The 16,746-nt window shown below is 71.1% G+C and carries 15 protein-coding genes; 5 read left to right on the top strand and 10 right to left on the bottom strand.

Annotated features, from left to right (window positions below; all coding sequences use genetic code 11):
• Window positions 1-15: 15 nt before the first annotated feature.
• Window positions 16-1,239 carry an amino acid ABC transporter substrate-binding protein gene (locus tag ACFOGJ_RS14055; RefSeq protein ID WP_379901401.1) on the bottom strand — a complete coding sequence of 408 codons (1,224 nt, stop codon included), beginning with the start codon at window positions 1,237-1,239 and terminating at the stop codon, window positions 16-18.
• 79 nt (window positions 1,240-1,318) lie between these two features.
• Window positions 1,319-2,728 (bottom strand): aldehyde dehydrogenase family protein, encoded by a 1,410-nt coding sequence (locus ACFOGJ_RS14050; RefSeq protein ID WP_379901399.1) that lies wholly within the window; start codon window positions 2,726-2,728, stop codon window positions 1,319-1,321.
• A 147-nt stretch (window positions 2,729-2,875) separates the two neighbouring features.
• On the opposite strand from ACFOGJ_RS14050, the gene ACFOGJ_RS14045 reads away from it, so the two are divergent.
• The 4 genes from ACFOGJ_RS14045 (at window position 2,876) to ACFOGJ_RS14030 (ending at window position 6,517) form a co-directional block, all read left to right on the top strand.
• Window positions 2,876-3,856 (top strand): helix-turn-helix transcriptional regulator, encoded by a 981-nt coding sequence (locus ACFOGJ_RS14045; RefSeq protein WP_379901398.1) that lies wholly within the window; start codon window positions 2,876-2,878, stop codon window positions 3,854-3,856.
• Window positions 3,857-3,956: 100 nt separating this feature from the next.
• Window positions 3,957-4,610 (top strand): peroxiredoxin-like family protein, encoded by a 654-nt coding sequence (locus ACFOGJ_RS14040; protein WP_379901396.1) that lies wholly within the window; start codon window positions 3,957-3,959, stop codon window positions 4,608-4,610.
• Window positions 4,611-4,855: 245 nt separating this feature from the next.
• Complete coding sequence (locus tag ACFOGJ_RS14035) at window positions 4,856-5,944, top strand: helix-turn-helix transcriptional regulator (RefSeq protein ID WP_379901394.1); 1,089 nt, start codon at window positions 4,856-4,858, stop codon at window positions 5,942-5,944.
• An 81-nt stretch (window positions 5,945-6,025) separates the two neighbouring features.
• Window positions 6,026-6,517, top strand: coding sequence for a hypothetical protein (locus tag ACFOGJ_RS14030; protein ID WP_379901392.1), 492 nt, complete (start codon window positions 6,026-6,028; stop codon window positions 6,515-6,517).
• A 9-nt stretch (window positions 6,518-6,526) separates the two neighbouring features.
• Here ACFOGJ_RS14030 and ACFOGJ_RS14025 read toward each other — a convergent pair whose 3' ends face one another.
• The 8 genes from ACFOGJ_RS14025 to ACFOGJ_RS13990 form a co-directional block, all read right to left on the bottom strand.
• A complete protein-coding gene (locus tag ACFOGJ_RS14025; protein WP_379901390.1) occupies window positions 6,527-7,396 on the bottom strand; it encodes a DUF429 domain-containing protein in 870 nt (289 codons plus the stop codon).
• The gene (locus ACFOGJ_RS14020; protein WP_379901388.1) at window positions 7,393-8,679 is read right to left on the bottom strand and encodes an MFS transporter; all 1,287 of its coding nucleotides are present in this window, start codon (window positions 8,677-8,679) and stop codon (window positions 7,393-7,395) included. Before ACFOGJ_RS14020 ends, ACFOGJ_RS14025 begins: the two co-directional genes overlap by 4 nt.
• 84 nt (window positions 8,680-8,763) lie before the next feature.
• Window positions 8,764-9,396 carry a hypothetical protein gene (locus tag ACFOGJ_RS14015; RefSeq protein WP_379901386.1) on the bottom strand — a complete coding sequence of 211 codons (633 nt, stop codon included), beginning with the start codon at window positions 9,394-9,396 and terminating at the stop codon, window positions 8,764-8,766.
• 287 nt (window positions 9,397-9,683) lie between these two features.
• Window positions 9,684-10,058, bottom strand: a complete 375-nt coding sequence (locus ACFOGJ_RS14010; protein ID WP_379901384.1) for a lysozyme inhibitor LprI family protein — start codon at window positions 10,056-10,058, stop codon at window positions 9,684-9,686.
• On the bottom strand, window positions 10,055-11,734 hold the full coding sequence (locus ACFOGJ_RS14005) for a sulfatase-like hydrolase/transferase (RefSeq protein ID WP_379901382.1): 1,680 nt from the start codon (window positions 11,732-11,734) through the stop codon (window positions 10,055-10,057). Before ACFOGJ_RS14005 ends, ACFOGJ_RS14010 begins: the two co-directional genes overlap by 4 nt.
• Window positions 11,735-11,837: 103 nt before the next feature.
• On the bottom strand, window positions 11,838-12,875 hold the full coding sequence (locus ACFOGJ_RS14000) for a TAXI family TRAP transporter solute-binding subunit (RefSeq protein ID WP_379901380.1): 1,038 nt from the start codon (window positions 12,873-12,875) through the stop codon (window positions 11,838-11,840).
• Window positions 12,872-14,767, bottom strand: a complete 1,896-nt coding sequence (locus ACFOGJ_RS13995) for a TRAP transporter permease (protein ID WP_379901378.1) — start codon at window positions 14,765-14,767, stop codon at window positions 12,872-12,874. The genes ACFOGJ_RS14000 and ACFOGJ_RS13995 overlap by 4 nt, the downstream gene beginning before the upstream one ends.
• Before the next feature lie 92 nt (window positions 14,768-14,859).
• On the bottom strand, window positions 14,860-15,519 hold the full coding sequence (locus ACFOGJ_RS13990; protein ID WP_379901376.1) for a flavin reductase family protein: 660 nt from the start codon (window positions 15,517-15,519) through the stop codon (window positions 14,860-14,862).
• Between the two features lie 142 nt (window positions 15,520-15,661).
• On the opposite strand from ACFOGJ_RS13990, the gene ACFOGJ_RS13985 reads away from it, so the two are divergent.
• On the top strand, window positions 15,662-16,669 hold the full coding sequence (locus ACFOGJ_RS13985) for a hypothetical protein (protein ID WP_379901374.1): 1,008 nt from the start codon (window positions 15,662-15,664) through the stop codon (window positions 16,667-16,669).
• The last annotated feature ends 77 nt before the right edge of the window (window positions 16,670-16,746 follow it).

Genomic DNA, 16,746 nt, shown 5'->3' with positions numbered 1-16,746 from the left:
GGGGGTGCGGTCAGTCTATTCCCAGCCTTCCTTGGCAACCGGCGCCATCTCACCCTCCATGCCGGTGGAGGCGACGCCGTGGAAGACACCGTCCCGCCACTGGCCGACGGTCCAGAACTTCCGGTTGACGTTACCGTCGAAGGTCATGGTGCCCATCACCGTGTCGAAGCTGCCGTTCTTCAGCTGCTCGATCACCTTGGCACGGTCCAGGGTGCCGGCGCGCTCGATCGCCTGTTCCAGGATCTGCAGGCTGGCATACATCACCGGGCTGGCCCAGTAATCGGCCTCCTGCCCCGTCACCTCCTTGTGGCGGGCGCGATAGGCCTTCATCGCATCGGTGCCGGCATTCACGCCGCCGGCGCCCAGCACCCCTTCCGCCGCGGCGCCGAACTTGCCGGCATAGGCAGGGAAGGCGGTCGCCACGCCGACATAGAAGGCCTTCGGCGCAAAGTCGGAGATCCGCGCCTGCTCGGTCAGGGCGAAGGTGTCCGGCGGGTAGGAGAAGGCGACGAAGGCGTCGGGCTCGGCCGCCTTGGCGCCGTTGATCACCGGCGCCAGGTCCTGCGTGCCCAGCGGGTAGGAGCTGTCATAGACGATGTCGAACTTCGCCGCCTCCAGCGCCGCGCGGCCGGCATTGGCGAGTTCGATACCGAAGGCGTCGGCAACGTTCACCAGTGCCACCTTGGAGCCGATGGTGCCCGCATCGCGCATCTGCGACAGCACGTCGGCGACCGAGGATGCGAAGGCGGTGGAGGTGCCCAGGGTCCAGAAGGTGTTGGGCCAGCGGGCGGCGAACTCGTCGCCCTTGTCGGTCACCGCGGTGACCGCGATCTGCGGATAGCCGTGGCGGGCCAGCAGCGGCGCCACCGCCAGGTTGATGCCGGTGCCGTAGGGCGGAATGATGAAGTCCACCTCGTCCACGGTCGCCAGGCGCTGGACGTTCTTCACCGCCTCCTCGTTGGAGGTGCGGTCGTCATATTCCACCAGCTCCACCGGCATCTTGGTGTCGCCGACCTGGATGCCGCCCTTGGCGTTCACGTCATGCACCCAGAGCTGGATGTTCGGCCAGTGGGTGACCGCCGTGCCGCCGGCCAGCGGCCCGGTCTTGGCCGCTGTGGCGCCGATCTTGATGCTGTCGGCGGCCAGGACCGGTGCGCTGCCGAGGCCGGCCATGGCCAGGGCGCCGGCCGCGATGGCGGCCGCCGCCATCAGGCCCCGCCTGTCGATCTGTCGTCCCATGCTCTCGTCCTCCCGGTTGTGCGGGGTCTGCGCCGCCCTTGGCCGGCATGCCCCGTTGCGAGGCGGGCCTGCGCCCGCCTCAGATGTCGTTCCAGGCTGCAGCCGCCCCGGCCGCCGGCAGCGGCAGGGTGAGCCAGCGCAGCTCGGTGAACTCCTCTATCCCCGCCATGCCGCCGAAGCGGCCGTAGCCGGACAGCTTGCAACCGCCGAACGGCACGATCGCACGGTCCTGCACAGTCGCGCCGTTGATATGGCAGATCCCCGTTTCCAGCCGCCGCGCGACCGCCAGGGCCCGGGCGGTGTCGCCGGCGAAGATGGCGGCGACCAGCCCATAGTCGGTGCCGTTGGCGAGCGCGACCGCCTCTTCCGCATCGGCGGCGCGCTGGACATAGAGCAGCGGGCCGAACACCTCCTCGCCATGCAGCCGCATCGAGGCATCGACCTGGTCCAGGATCACCGGGCCGGCGGCCGGGTCGCCGCCATGTTCGCCGCCTGCGACCAGCACGGCACCGCGCGCCAGCGCATCCTCCACCAGGCCGCGCAGGCGGCGCGCCGCTTCGCCACCGATCGCGGCATCGCACCAGCCGGGCCGCGCCGCCAGCTCCGGCGCGCGGGCCGCCAGGCGCGCGACCACCTCCTCCGCGATCGCTGCCTCGACGATCAGCCGCTCGGTCGACATGCAGATCTGCCCGCCGTTGAGGAAGGCGCCGTAGAGCACCGACTCGACGGCGGCCGCCTGGTCGCAATCGGCCAGCATCAGTGCGGCGGATTTCGAGCTGAGCTCCAGCAGGCAGCGCTTCAGCCGGCGGCCGCAGGCTTCCGCCACCGCGCGGCCGACCCGGGTGGAGCCGGTGAAGTTCACCCGCCGCACCTCCGGCCGCGCGATCAGCCGCTCGACCACGTCCGCCGAGGCTTCCGGCGCGCTGGCCAGCACCTGCAGCGCGTCGCCGCAGCCGGCCTCGGCGAGGATCCCGCCCAGCATCAGATGCACCCCGGGGCAGAGGTCGCTGGCCTTCAGGATCACGGTATTGCCGCAGGCGAGCGGCAGCGCGACCGCCCGCACGCCCAGCGCCACAGGCGCGTTCCAGGGGGCGATCGCCAGCACCACGCCGGCCGGCTGGCGGATGCAGAGCGACAGCGTGCCGTCCGCCGCCGGCGGCAGGGTCTGGCCTTCCACCCGGCTGGCCAGGGCGGCGGCCTCCTCCAGCATCTCGACAGCCAGGTCGACATTCATCTCCGCGAAGCGGGCGGCAATGCCGACCTCAGCCCGCATCGCCTGCACCAGCGCCGCGCGCCGCGCGGCGACCAGCGCCGCGGCGCGGTTGAGGCAGTCGCGCCGGTCGCGGAACGGCCGGCCGGACCAGCCGGGAAAGGCACGCGCCGCACGGTCGGCAAAGACCTCCGCCATCGCCGGCTCGGCGACGATGGCGGCGCCGGCACCGTTCGCCGGCGCCCTGACGCCGGCGGCCATGTCAGGATGTCCCGTCATGCGGGGCGGTCCGCGCCTCCCTGTTCTGGCCCGGCCGCCTGTGGCGGGGCCGGGTCCGGCACGCTTTCCGCGCGTCTCCGGTCGATGGTAGCCGGGGGGGCGGGGAAGGAAATGTACGTTATCCCCCGATTCATGTACGAATCGACCATGCCGACACCGGACCCGCGCGCACGCCCCTTCCCGCCGGCCGCAGCGCTGCGACAGGCGGCGGCGGAACGCATCCACGGCGGCCTGTACGGTGCCCGCTGGCGCCCCCACCTGCCCGCCCCGCCGCTGGCGGAGGAGGCGGAGACGACCGGCAGGCAGGCCGGGGAAGGACGCCGGCCGCGGGTGGCGATCCTGGTCGGCGCCGGCGCGGTGGCGCTGCGCCACGACCCGGCGGCACCGGTGCTGGAGGCGGCCGCACCGGCGGTGCTGTGGTGCGACTGGCCGCCGGCGGCGGTGCTGGCCGCCGCCCCGGGCAGCCGGGCCCTGGCCGTCACCGTCGCGGAAGGGCTGCTGACCGAGGCGGTGGGGCTGACTCACGACACCGACCATCTGCGCGCATTGCTGCGCACCGGCGCGCCCCTGGCCCTGGCGCTGAGCGCAGCGCAGCACGATGCGCTGGCGCAGCGGATGGCGGCGATCGACGCGGAGCTGCGGGAACGCGGCGACGGCTTCCACACCGCGCTCTCGGCGCATCTGGTGCTGCTGGCGCTGGCGCTCTGGCGGCGGCTGAACGCGGAGGGGCTGACCCGGCCCGGCGCCGGCGGCAGCCATGCCGTGCTGGAGCGCTTCCGGCGCCTGCTGGAGCTGCATTTCCGGGAACGCTGGGGCCCCGGCGCCTATGCCGCGGCGCTGGGCCTGCCGGTGCGGCGGCTGAACCGGATCTGCAGCCGTCATCTGGGCCGCGGGCCCGGGCGGCTGATCAACCAGCGCAGCCTGCGCGAGGCGCAGCTGCGGCTGGAGCGTTCCGCCATGACCATCGCGCAGATCGCCGACGAGCTGGGCTTCGTCGACCCGCCGCATTTCAGCCGCTTCTTCAAGGCGCAGACCGGCCAGAGCCCGCGCGCCTGGCGGGCCCGCGCGCGGCATCGCGGGGGCGACGAGGCCGCCCTTTCCGCGACCGCCTTCTCCGACTGGCCATAGACGCGGCGTCCCGCCCGCGAAGTGCACCCTCGTCATAGAGCGACGGGGGCGATGGCGCCTGCAATCGCCTGCGATGCATGCACAGCCAGCGGAGGCGGCAATGTCCCTGAAGGAAGAGCTCGATGCGTTCACCGCGGTGGTGAAGGAGCGGCTGGGGCCGCATGCCCCGGACCTGTTCGCCGGCCAGATCGACCGGGCCCGCGACCACGGTGTGCCGGAGGCCAGCCTGAAGCCCGGCGACACCGCACCCGACTTCACCCTGCCCGACGCGACCGGCCGGCCGGTGACCCTCGCTGCCCTGCTGGCCGAGGGGCCGGTGGTGCTGTGCTTCTACCGCGGCGGCTGGTGCCCCTATTGCAGCATCCAGCTGCGGGCGCTGCAGCAGATCCTGCCGGACCTGCAGGCGGCCGGCACGACCATGGTCGCGGTCTCGCCCGAGACGCCGGACAATGCCCTGACCGCAAAGGAGCGCGAGGGGCTGGCGTTCCACGTCCTCAGCGATGCCGGCAACGTGGTGGCGAAGCAGTTCGGCCTCGCCTTCCCGGTCAGCGACCGGGTGCACGAGATCCTGGTGATGGTCGAGGTCGACCTGGCCCGCCAGAACGGCCAGGACAGCGGCGAGATCCCGGTGCCCGCCACCTACGTCATCGCGCCCGACCGCACCATCGCCTTCGGCGGCGCCGAACCCGACTACCGCACCCGGATCGAGCCGGAGGCGGTGCTGGCGGCGGTGCGCCGGCTTCAGCCCAGATAGGCCCAGAGCAGAAGCAGCGCCAGCAGCAGCACGGCCGCCTGCAGCAGCCACCACAGGCCCCGCAGCAGCGCCTTAAGCAGGAACATGTCCCGGCTCCGGATCGGTTTTCCCAGGCAAGGCATCTCCCGGTCTGTGCCATCCCGGCCCGACAGATGCGGTCAGGCCCGCCGGCAGCCGGTTTGTCGTGGCAGTCGCGGTGGGCGACACTCCCTCCCTATCGGGAGCGAAGGGGGAGGCCGGGAAGGATGCGGCAGGACCAGGCCCTGCAGGTGCTGCGCCTGGCGCTGGCGCTGCGGGGCACGACGATGGGGCTGACCCTGGCGGACATGCAGCAGCTGCTGGGGGTGACGGAGCGCACCGCGCACCGCCTGCGCAACGCGGTGGCGGAGCTGTTCCCGGCGCTGGAGATGCATGTCGGCGACGACCAGCGGAAGTATTGGCGCCTGCCGCCCGGCCATGCGGAGCGGCTGGTCAATTTCAGCGCCGAGGAGCTGGCGGGGCTGGAGAGCAGCCGCCAGGTCCTGGCCGCTGCCGGCCATGACGATGCCGCCGGCCGGCTGGGCCTGCTGGCGGAGAAGATCCGGGCGATCCTTCCGCCGGCACAGGGCCGCCGCCTGGAGCCGGATGTCGAGGCGCTGCTGGAGGCGGAGAGCTTCGCGATCCGACCCGGCCCGCGTCCGCACCGCCGGCCGGAGGTGATGGCCGGCCTGCGGCAGGCGATCATGGCCGGCTGCTGCGTGGCGATCCGCTACCGCTATCGCGGCCGCCGCGGCCATAACGAGGCGCGGGTCACCGACGTCGTGCTGCAGCCCTACGGCATCCTGCTGGGCAGCCGCCACTACCTGATCGCGCACAAGCCGCCGGCGGCGGGCGACGATGGCGCCGGCGGGTCCGGCGCGGGCGCGGCCGCCGACGGGCCCTATCTGCGGATGTACGCCCTGCCGGAGGTGGAGCGGGTGACGGTGCTGGCCGACCGCCCCTTCGCGCGCCGCGCCGACATCAGCCTGCAGGACTTCGCGCAGCGCGCCTTCGGCATCTTCCAGGAGGAGCCGCGCCAGGTGGTCTGGCGCTTCTCCGGGCCGGCGGTGCGGGATGCCAGCCAGTTCCTGTTCCACCCGCGGCAGGAGGTGGAGGCACTGCCCGACGGCCGGCTGGAAGTGCGCTTCACCGCCGGCGGCCTGCGGGAGATGGCCTGGCACCTGTTCACCTGGGGCCGCCATGTCGAGGTGGTCGCCCCGGCGGAGCTCCGCGCCCTCTACGCGACCGCCCTGGCTGAGGGCGGCGCGCCGCCGGTCCCCGACCTGGACGACCGCCAGGCCGACCTGTTCGACTGAACCCGGCGCCGGCCGACCGCTTCTGTCACCCCGCCATGCTCCCCTGTGCCTGCGGAGGAGCAACCAGAGGGGGACAGACTCATGACCACGACAGGCACGCGCCGCAGCACCCGCAGCCGGCCCGCCACCACCCGGCCCGCAATTCGGATGGCCGCCACCCTGACGGCCATCGCCCTGGCCGCCGGCACCGCCGCCTGCGGCGGTCGCGACCCGCGCCACATCCCGGTGGTGGAGCCCAACGACACGGCACTGAGCTGCCAGGCGCTGAGCGCCCTGATCGCCAACAACAACTACCGGATCGAGAGCCTGTTCGCGGAGCATAAGCGGGCGAGCGAAAGCAATGTCGCGATCGGGGTCGCCGGTGCGCTGCTGTTCTGGCCCGTGCTGTTCGCGCTGGACACCTCGGATGCCGAACGGGTCGAGGCGCAGCAGCTCAGCGACCGCAACGTCTACCTGGCGAGCGTGGCGCAGGACAAGGACTGCCAGGGGACCCGCGAGCCGGTGGAGATCAAGTTCGACGAGCCGCCACCGCCAGCGCAGCAGGAAGCGAACGACAGCGGCGCCCCGCGGTAGCGCGCCGCCTTACCCGCCCCCACAGACCGGATCCGCGATCCAGCCTTCCAGCGGGTCGAAGCCAGGCGGGGCGCCCCAGTCCCGGTCGCGATGGCGCCATGCCCAGGCGGCCTGGACGGCGCAGAGCAGGGCGTCGAGGCTGTCGCCGGACGGGTCGTCGCGCATCGTCGCGGCGAGGTCCGGCGGCAGGGCGACCGTCAGGCCGTAGGCGGATGTGAAGGGGTCGCCGGCCAGGCCGGCGAGGATGTCGGCGCGGGCGGCCGTCAGTGTGTCCGTCTGCTTCCTGCGGTCCTCGGTCTTGTAGCTGCGGCGGCCGATCAGGCGGCGGGCGAGGGTGCCGGGATAGGCCTCCACGCAGATCCGGTCAGGATCGCCGTCTAGCAGGCCGGGGATCGTCACGCCGGCGGCGCGCAGGCGCGGCGCGCCTTCGAAGAACATCAGCGCGACCGGCACGCCATGGAGCTTCTGCGGGCTGATCGCGCCGGTGGCCACATCCATCGCCCGGCGATGCTCCCGGTCGCCGGGGTCGCGGTGGCGGCGGTACTCGTCCAGCGCCCGGCGGAAGGCGGCGCGGTCCATGCCGGCGACATGGCGGACATAGCCGGCCCAGCTGGCCGGCCAACCGATATTCTCCACGAAGCGGCGGGCCTGGCCGAAGGGGAAGTCGAAGCCCGCGACCCAGGGGCCGGGCTGCGCCAGCGCCGCCTCGGGGTCGGCGAAGGCGGACCAGCGGTCGAGGGACTTGACGTCCAGGGCCGTCAGGCCGTCGCCGGTGCCGGATGCGGTCGCCGTCACGCAGGTCAGCGGCTTGCGGCGGGAGGGCGCGGAAGTGAAGTCGATGCCGCGGATCGCGATCTGGGTGGCAGCGCGTGCGGTCACGCCCTGCCCTGCTCCTCCACCGCGCCTTTCTTCAGGGTCAGCACGGCCAGCAGCGAGATCGCGGCGCAGGCGGTCAGGTACCAGGCCGGGCTGAGGTCGGCGCCGGTGCGGGCGATCAGCCAGGCGGCGATCATCGGCGCGGTGCCGCCGAACAGGGCCAGCGGCAGGTTGTAGGAGACCGAGACCGCGGAACAGCGCACCCGGTGCGGGAACAGCGCGCACATCGTCGCCGGGATCGGCCCGACGAAGATCGCGAACAGGAAGGCGAAGGCCAGCTGGCCGATCAGGCTGAGCAGCGGATCGGGATGGTGGATCACCCAGAACAGCGGCAAGATGCCGACCAGCATCACGACCGCGCCGGCGATCAGCAGCGGCCGCCGTCCCACCCGGTCGGCGATCCAGGCGAACAGCGGCACCGACAGCGCCAGCACCGCCAGGCTGGCGGTGTTGATCTCCAGCGCCATGTCCTGGCTATCCCCCACCACCTTCCACAGGAAAGTCGTGAGGTAGACGAACATGATGTAGAAGGCTGCGCCCAGACCCAGGTTGATGCCGGTCACCTGCAGCATGCCGCGCCAATGCTCCCGCACCGCCTCCACGATCGGCAGGGGCGGCGGCTCCTCCGCCTCGTGCACCAGGGTGTCGACACTGCCCGCCATGCCGCGGCGCAGGACGATGGCGAACAAAGCCAGCGCCAGGCCGAAGGCGAAGGGCAGCCGCCAGCCCCAGGCATCGACCTGCGCCGTGGTGAGCAGGCCGTCGACGATCGCGCCGGTGGCGGAGCCCAGCAGGATGCCGGCCACGGCGGAGGTCAGGGCGATGCTGGTCACCAGGCCGCGGCGGCGCGGCGCGGCATTCTCGTACAGGAAAGCGATGGAGCCGGTATATTCGCCGCCGACCGACAGGCCCTGCAGCAGCCGCAGGAGGGTCAGCAGGACCGGTGCCGCCAGGCCGAAGCTGGCATAGCCCGGCAGGATGGCGATCAGCGCGGTCGGGATCGCCATCAGCCCGACGGAGACCATCAGCGCCACCCGCCGCCCCAGGCTGTCGCCCAGATGGCCGATCACAAGCCCGCCCACCGGCCGCATCAGGAAGCCGCCGGCAAAGACGCCGAAGGTCGCCACCAGGGCGGTGGCCGGGTCGCCGGTGGGAAAGAAATGCGCCGCGATCACCGGCGCGAAATAGCCGTAGATGGCGAAATCGTACCATTCCAGCGCATTGCCGATGGCACCGGCGACGACCGTGCGCCCCGCCAGCGGCGCCCGACCCTTTGTCTCTGCCATGGTTGCCCCTCCCTGCCGAGCGAACCGGGCCCGCAGGCGACAGGATAGGCAAGCGGCCGCCGCGCCGGAAGCCCGGCGCGCGGCCTATGGCAGCGAGAGCATCGACCGGAAGCCGCGCCAGACCGCGCGGCGGCCGTCGTCGGGCGCCGTCAGGGTGCAGATCCGCGCCACCTCCAGCATCTGGGCCTGTCCCAGCGGGTCGAGCATCTCCGGCGCCTCGATGACCTGGCCGATGCGGCTCAGGTCGCCCGGTGGCAGGGCGCAGATCGACCCCCCGGGCTGGGTGTAGCAGGCCACATGGGTCTGGAAGGCAAAGCGCCTCATGCCGGCGCAGTCGCAGTTGCCGTCCGACAGGTCCTCTTCCAGTTCCAGCGCAATGCGCTCCTGCAGGCAGCGCAGGGTGCCGTCGCGCCAGGCCCGGCCGGCGGCGGTAAAGCCCGCATTCTCCAGAAAGCGGCTGCAATACCTGCTGCCATAGCTGCGGAAATACTCGTCCGGGTGGCCTTCGCAGGGGCAGCGCTGCGCGAAGCAGGTCTCGTAGATGGCGCAGGAGGGGTCGGGGGTGGGGGCGCAGGCTGACTGCGCCGCAGCGCCCGGCGCCGCAAGGAACAGGATCGCGACGAGGGCCAGAACGGCGGTAAGCCAGGGTCCGGTCGGGCTTGCGGGGCGGTCGCCGATCGTGGACAGGCATGCCGTCACGTTTTCCCAGCGCGTCACCACCGCACGCCTTGCAGTGGTCCATCGTGCCGCCAGGCTCAATGAAGGCAGGCTCTCATTGAGTGGCTGCACCATGGACGCGCGGCCAGAGGACAGGAACACTGGGTCCGCGCGTGACGCCCGTGAGGGTGGTCGGTGGTTCAACCAGTCCCGCCTCTGTCGTGAACCGGGCACCGGCAAACCGGGGCCGGGTTTGCCCGGGCCGGTTGCGGTGCCTCGCGCGGCCCCGCCGCCGGCTTCGCCGGCCCGGCGGCCGGATCGCCTCACCGCGGCCACCGCCCGCCCCATCAGCAGAGCTGGATCGCCTTGCAGTATTGCTGCATCTGGTCCTTCACCTGCGCCTGCAGGGCCGCGATGCGCGCGTCATAGGCCTTCGCCAGGCAGGCGGTGTCGGCGCCGCAGGCGGCGCGGGCCTTCAGGAAGGCGGACTGCTCGTCGCGGGCGGCGCCGCGGGCGCCCATCATCATCGGCGCCTGCTCCACCACCCACCAAAGGGTCGCCATCTTCGTGTCGAGGTTGCCGAGGGCCGCATCGGCGCAGACCGCCTTCTCGTCCGGCTTCGCGGCCTTGGCGCAGTCGAAGCTCTGTGCCGCGGCGGGAGCTGCCCCTGGGATGAATGCGGCGACCGCCAGCAATGCGACCGCCAGAAGAAGCGCCTTCATGCCTGTTCCTCGCTCTCTGCCCGGCTGCCCGCCGGCAGGTGGTTCTGCCGCATGCGGCCGCGATATTTCGACGCCAGTTCCGGGTCGATCTCGCTCTCGTCATAGACGCCGATCAGGATGCCGCGGCGGAAGGAGCGGCCGCGCAGGCGCGCGATATCGTCCTCCGACATGGTCACCCGCTGCGACATGCGCAGCGCCCAGCGGTGCAGCATGGCATAGAGCTTCTGCCGCTGCGGCTCATAGGCCGGGTCGGCGCCCAGGTCGGTCAGCTCCTGCGGGTCGCTCTCCAGGTCGAACAGCATCGGCCGGAAGCCGCCCTCGGCATGCATCATCTTCCAGCGGCCGTCGAACACCATGAACAGGCGCGCATCCTTCGACTCCAGGCCCAGGTTCACGCACATCGGCGAGACCGCATAGTCGTATTCGCTGATGACGAATTCGCGCCAGCCCTCCGGCTGCCCCTCGCCGTGCAGGAAGGGGGCCAGGGAACGGCCCTCCACGATATGGGTCGGCACCTCCGCCCCGGCCCATTCGATGAAGGTGGCGGGCACGTCGATCGCCTCCACCAGGGCGTCGCAGGTGGTGCCGCGGGTGGCATCGGCGCCCTTCCGCGGGTCCATCACGATCAGCGGGATCTTCACCGAGGGCTCGTGGAACAGGTCCTTCTCCCCCAGCCAGTGGTCGCCCAGATAGTCGCCATGGTCGGCGGTCAGCACGATCGCGGTGTCCTGCGCACGGCCCGTCTCCTCCAGGAAGTCGAGGATCCGGCCCAGCTGGTCGTCGCATTGCTTGATCAGGCCCATATAGGCGGGGATCACCTTGGCCCGCACCTCGTCGCGGCTGAACGCGCGGCCGATCCGGTTGCCCATGAACTGCGCATAGACCGGGTGCGGGTCGTCGCGCTCGCGCTCGTGGCGGACCGCCGCCGGCACTTGGTTCGGCCCGTACATGTCGTGATAGGGCGCCGGCACGATATAGGGCCAGTGCGGCTTGATATAGCTGACATGGGCGCACCACGGGCCCTTCGCCTCGGTCATGAAGCGGATCGCCTCCCGCGTCAGCCAGGGGGTCTCGGAATCCTCCTCCGCGATATTGGCCGGCCGATCGCAATTGGCCATGAACCAGCCGGAGGCAATGTCGTCGCCGTCGTCCACCCCGGCATTGGCATAATCGGCCCAGGGATTCTCGCCGTCATAGCCCTTCGCCTTCAGATAGGCGTTATAGGGGCTGCGCTTGAGGTCGAAATCGCCGTCCGGCCCCTGCCCCCACAGCCCGTCGTCGCGGATCCAGGCATCGAAGCCGCATTCCGCCTGGCGGGCGCCGATCACCGTCTCCGCCGACAGGCCGAGCCGCGCCAGGCCGGCGGCGTCGGCGCGCATATGGGTCTTGCCCAGAAGCCAGCAGTCCATGCCGGCGGCCCGCAGATGGTCGCCCAGGGTGACCTCCCCCGCCCGCAGGGGATAGCCGTTCCAGGCGGCGCCGTGGCTGGAGGCATAGCGCCCGGTATAGAAGCTCATCCGGCTGGGGCCGCAGACCGGCGACTGGCAATAGGCGTTGGTGAAGCGCACGCCGCGCGCCGCGACCCGGTCGAAGTTCGGCGTGTGCAGATGCGGATGCCCCGCGCAGGACATGTAATCGAAGCGCATCTGGTCGTACATGATGAACAGGATGTTCATGGGCGGCAGGGCCTCCGGACGGGCTGCAACGGAAACAGTTCCTTGAGTACGCGCCGGCGGGCGGGCTGCGCAACCGCGCCCGCCGGCACCACAATGGGCGCGGTCAGTTCATGGCGGGCATCGAGCCTTCCGGGATCGCCACCCCGGCCTCCTTGTAGTAGCGCGCCGCGCCCGGATGCAGGGGCATGCCGCCGTCCCGCACCGCATAGTCCAGGGTGACATTGTCCAGCCAGGGGGTGGAGCTGCGCAGCTTCGCGGCCCCTTCCCAGAACGCCTTGGTAATGTCGTAGACGGTCTGTTCGTCCATGTCGGCGCGGGTGGCGACCCCGACGATCGAGCCCAGGGTGACGATATCCTCCGCCGGCGCCACGTTCGCCCCGTAGATGCCGCCAGGGATCACGTCGGCCAGCCGGCCGCGGATCATGGTCGGCTTCTTCTTCGCTGCGTCCTGGGCGTCGAACTCCGCCTTGGTCGGGCCGATCAGGCGCAGCTTGCTGGTGGCGGCCAGCTGCTCGATCTGCGGAAAGGGCGGGATGCCGCCGACGATATAGGCGTCGACCTGGCGGTCCTGGAAGGCCTGGAAGGCCGACGACCAGGAGGCCTTGAAGTTCTCGTAATCCTCCCCCGGCGTCATCCCGGTCTGCGCCTCGATCCACTGCTTGGAGGCGTTCCAGGCGCCGCCGCCGGGCGGGCCCAGGAAGACCTTCTTGCCGCGCAGGTCGTCCAGGCTCTCGATGCCGCTGTCGGCATAGGTCACCACATGGTAGGCGCCATAGGGGAACCAGAACACCAGCGCCAGGTTCTTCGACAGCTCCGGCGCCTTGTCGAGCTTCTGGTACATCGCCTTCTGGTTCTGCATGAAGTTGAAGATCGTGGGCGAGGTCATGCAGAGATCGAGCTTGCCCTCCGCCAGTTCCACCTGATGCTTGGTCGCCGCGCCGGTGGCGTCGACGGTGATCTGGTGCTTGTCCTGCCCGGCATTCACGATCGTCGCCATGGTCGACATGGTCAGGTAGGCCGAGGATCCCGGCGCGATCGTCGCCATCTTCAGGTCGTCGGCCGATGCCGGGGTGAGCGGTGATGCGGCGGCCAGCGACAGGCCGGCGATGGCGGCCAGGGCCGCGATGCGGAACGGCTTCATGGGCTTTCCTCTCCTGCATGTTGCGGGGCCGCAGGTCCGGCCCCCTGAGTTTGCCCGGTTGCTTCGGGCTTTGGGGCCGATGCCGGCTTTCGCGGGGCGGCCCGGGCGTGAAGGACGGTAAGGGCGATCGCGCCGGCAATGCCGATCGCGGACGACCAGTATGACGGATAGAGCGCCAGGATCGCCGCGGCGATCCGCAGGCCCGCCTCCCAGCCGGGCAGGCGCCGCGCCTGGAAGCGGCCCAGCCCGGTGACGATCATCCAGGTCGCGGCGGCGAAGACCAGGATCGACCAGGCCAGGCGGAAGGCATCCACCCCGTCGATCAGCAGGATCGACGGCCAGTAGACGAACAGGAACGGGATCACGAAGCCCGGCAGCGCCAGCCGCAAGGCGGTCATCCCGGTTTCCATCGGCCCGGCGCCGGCGATCGGCGCGGCGGCGAAGGCGGCCAGCGCCACCGGCGGGGTGACCACCGACAGCACCGCGAAATAGAGCATGAACAGATGCGCGCCGATGGTCGGCACGCCGAGCCGTTCCAGCGCCGGCCCCATCACGATGGCGACGATCAGGTAGGCCGGCGCCGAGGGCACCCCCATCCCCATCACCAGGCAGCCCAGCATCACCAGCAGCAGCGACAGGAACAGGCTGTCGTCGGACAGGCGCAGGATCGCCTGCGCAAACATCAGGCCGATGCCGGTCATGTTGATGACGCCGATGACGAAGCCGATCGCGGCGACGATCACCATCAGCTTGGCGGAGGTGCGCCCCGCCTCCACCAGCGCCTGCCACCACATCCGCGGATGCCGGAACGCCGGGAACAGGGCCAGGCTCAGGACCACCGCCAGCACCAGCGCCGCGGCACCGGCGAACTGCGGCGTCCGCCCGTCCACCAGCACCACGACGATCGCCACCAGCGGCAGGAAGAAGGCGAGCGACTTCAGCCAGTCGCCGGCCGTCACAGGCTCCACCCGGTCGGGCGGGGTGCCGGCAATGCCCAGGCGCCGCGCCTCCACCGCCACCACCACGAACAGGGAGGCGTAGTACATCACGGCCGGGATCGCCGCGGCGACGACGATCTGCAGGTAGGGGATGTTGGTGACGTCGGCCATCAGAAAGGCCACCACCCCCATCACCGGCGGCATGATCTGGCCGCCGGTCGAGGCCGCCGCCTCCACCGCGCCGGCGAAACGGGGGCGAAAGCCCGCCCGCTTGATGATCGGGATGGTGAAGACGCCGGTGGAGACGACATTGGCCACCGCCGCCCCCGACAGGGTGCCGAACAGGGCCGAGGCGACGATGGAGGCGTGGGCGGCGCCGCCGGTGAAGCGCGCGGTGGCGGCGAAGGCCATCTTCAGCAGCACCGCCCCGGCACCGCTGGTCTGCAGCACCGCGCCGAAGACGATGAAGACCAGGACGATGCGGCCCACCACCTCGACCGGCCGGCCATAGACGCCGTCGGTGGAGTACCAGAGATTCTCGGCCGCGCGCGCCCAGTCCTCGCCCGCCCCCAGCAGCAGCCAGGCCGCTGCCGCCAGGCCGACCACCAGCATCGGCAGGCCGAATTCCCGCCAGGTGACGTAGGCGACCACCGCGATCGCCAGCCAGGCCTGCAGCAGCTGGGCGCGGCTGATCTCGATGAAGAAGGCTTCCTGCTCCAGCATGATGCCGAGCCAGACCCAGCTCAGCCAGGCGAAGAGCAGCGCCAGTCCGCCATGCAGGGCGAGCAGCCACAGGCGGTCGCCGGCACCGCGCAGCAGCGCGATCGCCACCGCCAGGGCGACGATCAGGCCCGAGAACCAGGCATTGTCGAAGACGCCGAAACCCGCCGTGTAGACCGCCAGCGCGGCCAGGCCGACCGCCAGCAGGTCCGACAGGATGCCGACCAGACGCATCGTTCCGTTTCCTCCCGCCGAAAGCTTGCGCCCAACGGAAGCGGTACCCTACGCGCAAACGCCAGCTGTGCCACCAGGTGGCACGGCCGGGCTCATCCGGCGCCGTTCTCGTCGGGAATGTCGGGCCGCAGCAGGCGGTCGAACTCCGGCAGCGGCATCTCGAACACCTGCCCCAGGCCGCAATAATCCTGGTAGCCGAGCCGCGCGAGGGGGCGCAGCCTCTCCATCGACACCCGCCCGTCGACGACCAGGCGGTCGTCGATATGCACCCGCACCACCTCGCCGAACACCGCCCGCAGCGGATGCGCGGTCCAGCTGGGCAGCAGGACCGTGGTCAGGTGGCGGCATTCCAGGTGGATCGGGCTTTCCGCCACCCGCGGCGGTCGGACGACGGCGGAGGGCGCGGCGGTCAGGCCGGCGGCGGCGAACTCGTCGACCTGCCGCGGATGTGCCATGCCGGTGACGTTCAGCTTCTCCGCCAGGTCCAGGGTGGCGACGTTCACCACGAACTCCCCGGTGGCGGCGATGTTGACCGGCGTGTCCTTCTCGCCGCCGTCCGCGTGCGGGCCATTGGGACAGACCACCACCGTCGGCGGGGCATAGCCGACCCCGTTGAAGAAGGAGAAGGGCGCCAGGTTCGGCACGCCGTCGGCGGACACGGTGCTGATCCAGCCGATCGGCCGCGGCACCAGGCAGGCAGAGAAGGGGCTGAACGGCAGGCCGTGATCGTCCCTCGCAGGCGTGTACTCCATCCGGGGCTCGCTCCGTACCGGCCCGCAGCCGAACAGCCACGGCGCCACTGGTGAATGGTCGGTCCAAAGTATACGATGGTAACGTATTCAACACCGGCGTGGCGGACCAGCCGTCCGCCGCCGGCAACGGACGGAGACAGGCATGCGCATGCGCTTCCTCAGCCTCGCCGGCGCCGCCCTGGCGGCGACCGCGCTCATCCTATCCGGCTTCGCCGGCCCTGCCCGGGCGGAGGAGAAGGTGCTGAAGGTGGTCACCGGCACGCCGGTGAGCCTGGTCTGGAACCAGCCGCTGAAGGACTTCATCGCCGCGGTGAACGAGCGCGGCAAAGGTGTCGTCCAGGTGGAGCTGGTCGGCGGGCCGGAGGCGGTGCCGGTGCCGGAGCAGTTCCGCGCTTTGTCCAGCGGCCTGGTCGACATGCATTTCGGCCCCAACCAGTACTTCCAGGGCGACATCCCCGCCAGCCAGGCCTTCAACGCCTCCAACCGCTCCGCCATGGACCTGCGGGCGGACGGCGCCTGGGACGTGATCAACGGCTATTACGAGCCGCAGGGCAATATCCACTATCTGGGCTATTTCGGCTCCGGCTACGAATTCATCCTGCTGCTGCGCGAGCCGCCGCCGGAAGGCGGCGCATTCGGCCGCGACTTCTCCGGCCTGCGGCTGCGCGGCACCGGCACCTATGCGCCGCTCTACGACGCGCTTGGGGTCACCCTGCGCGACATCCAGGTGGCGGAAGTGCATACCGCGCTGGAGCGCGGCGCCATCGACGGGCTCGGCTGGGTCACCCTGGCGGCGACCGACCTGGGCTTCGACGATTTCATCAAGGCGCGCATCCTGCCCACCTTCTGGCAGGGCGACCTGGGCATGGCGATCAACCTGGACAGCTGGAACGCCCTGCCGCAGGAGGCCCGCACCATCCTGAACGAGGAGGCGGCCAAGGCGGAGGCAAAGGCCCATGCCTTCTTCCAGGACCTCGCCGCGAAGGAAGCGGCGGCCTTCGCCGCGGCCGGCACGCAGACCATCGAGCTGCCGGGCGACGGCGCCGCCGCCTTCCTCGACACGGCCTATGCGTCCCGCTGGGACGAGATCCTGCAGCGCATGGGCGAGGATGACGGCGGCGCCCTGCGCGACTTGTTCTACCGGCCCTGAGAAGACCGCGGGAGTCGATGCAGAATTTCGTCATTCGCGCACGTGTTGCGCGAATCCATGGCGCCGCGGCTCAACAA

Source organism: Marinibaculum pumilum (genome assembly GCF_042646425.1).
Lineage (GTDB): Bacteria > Pseudomonadota > Alphaproteobacteria > Ferrovibrionales > Ferrovibrionaceae > Marinibaculum > Marinibaculum pumilum.
Note: the sequence above shows the minus strand (reverse complement) of the source record. Positions and strands in the feature narration are given on the sequence as shown.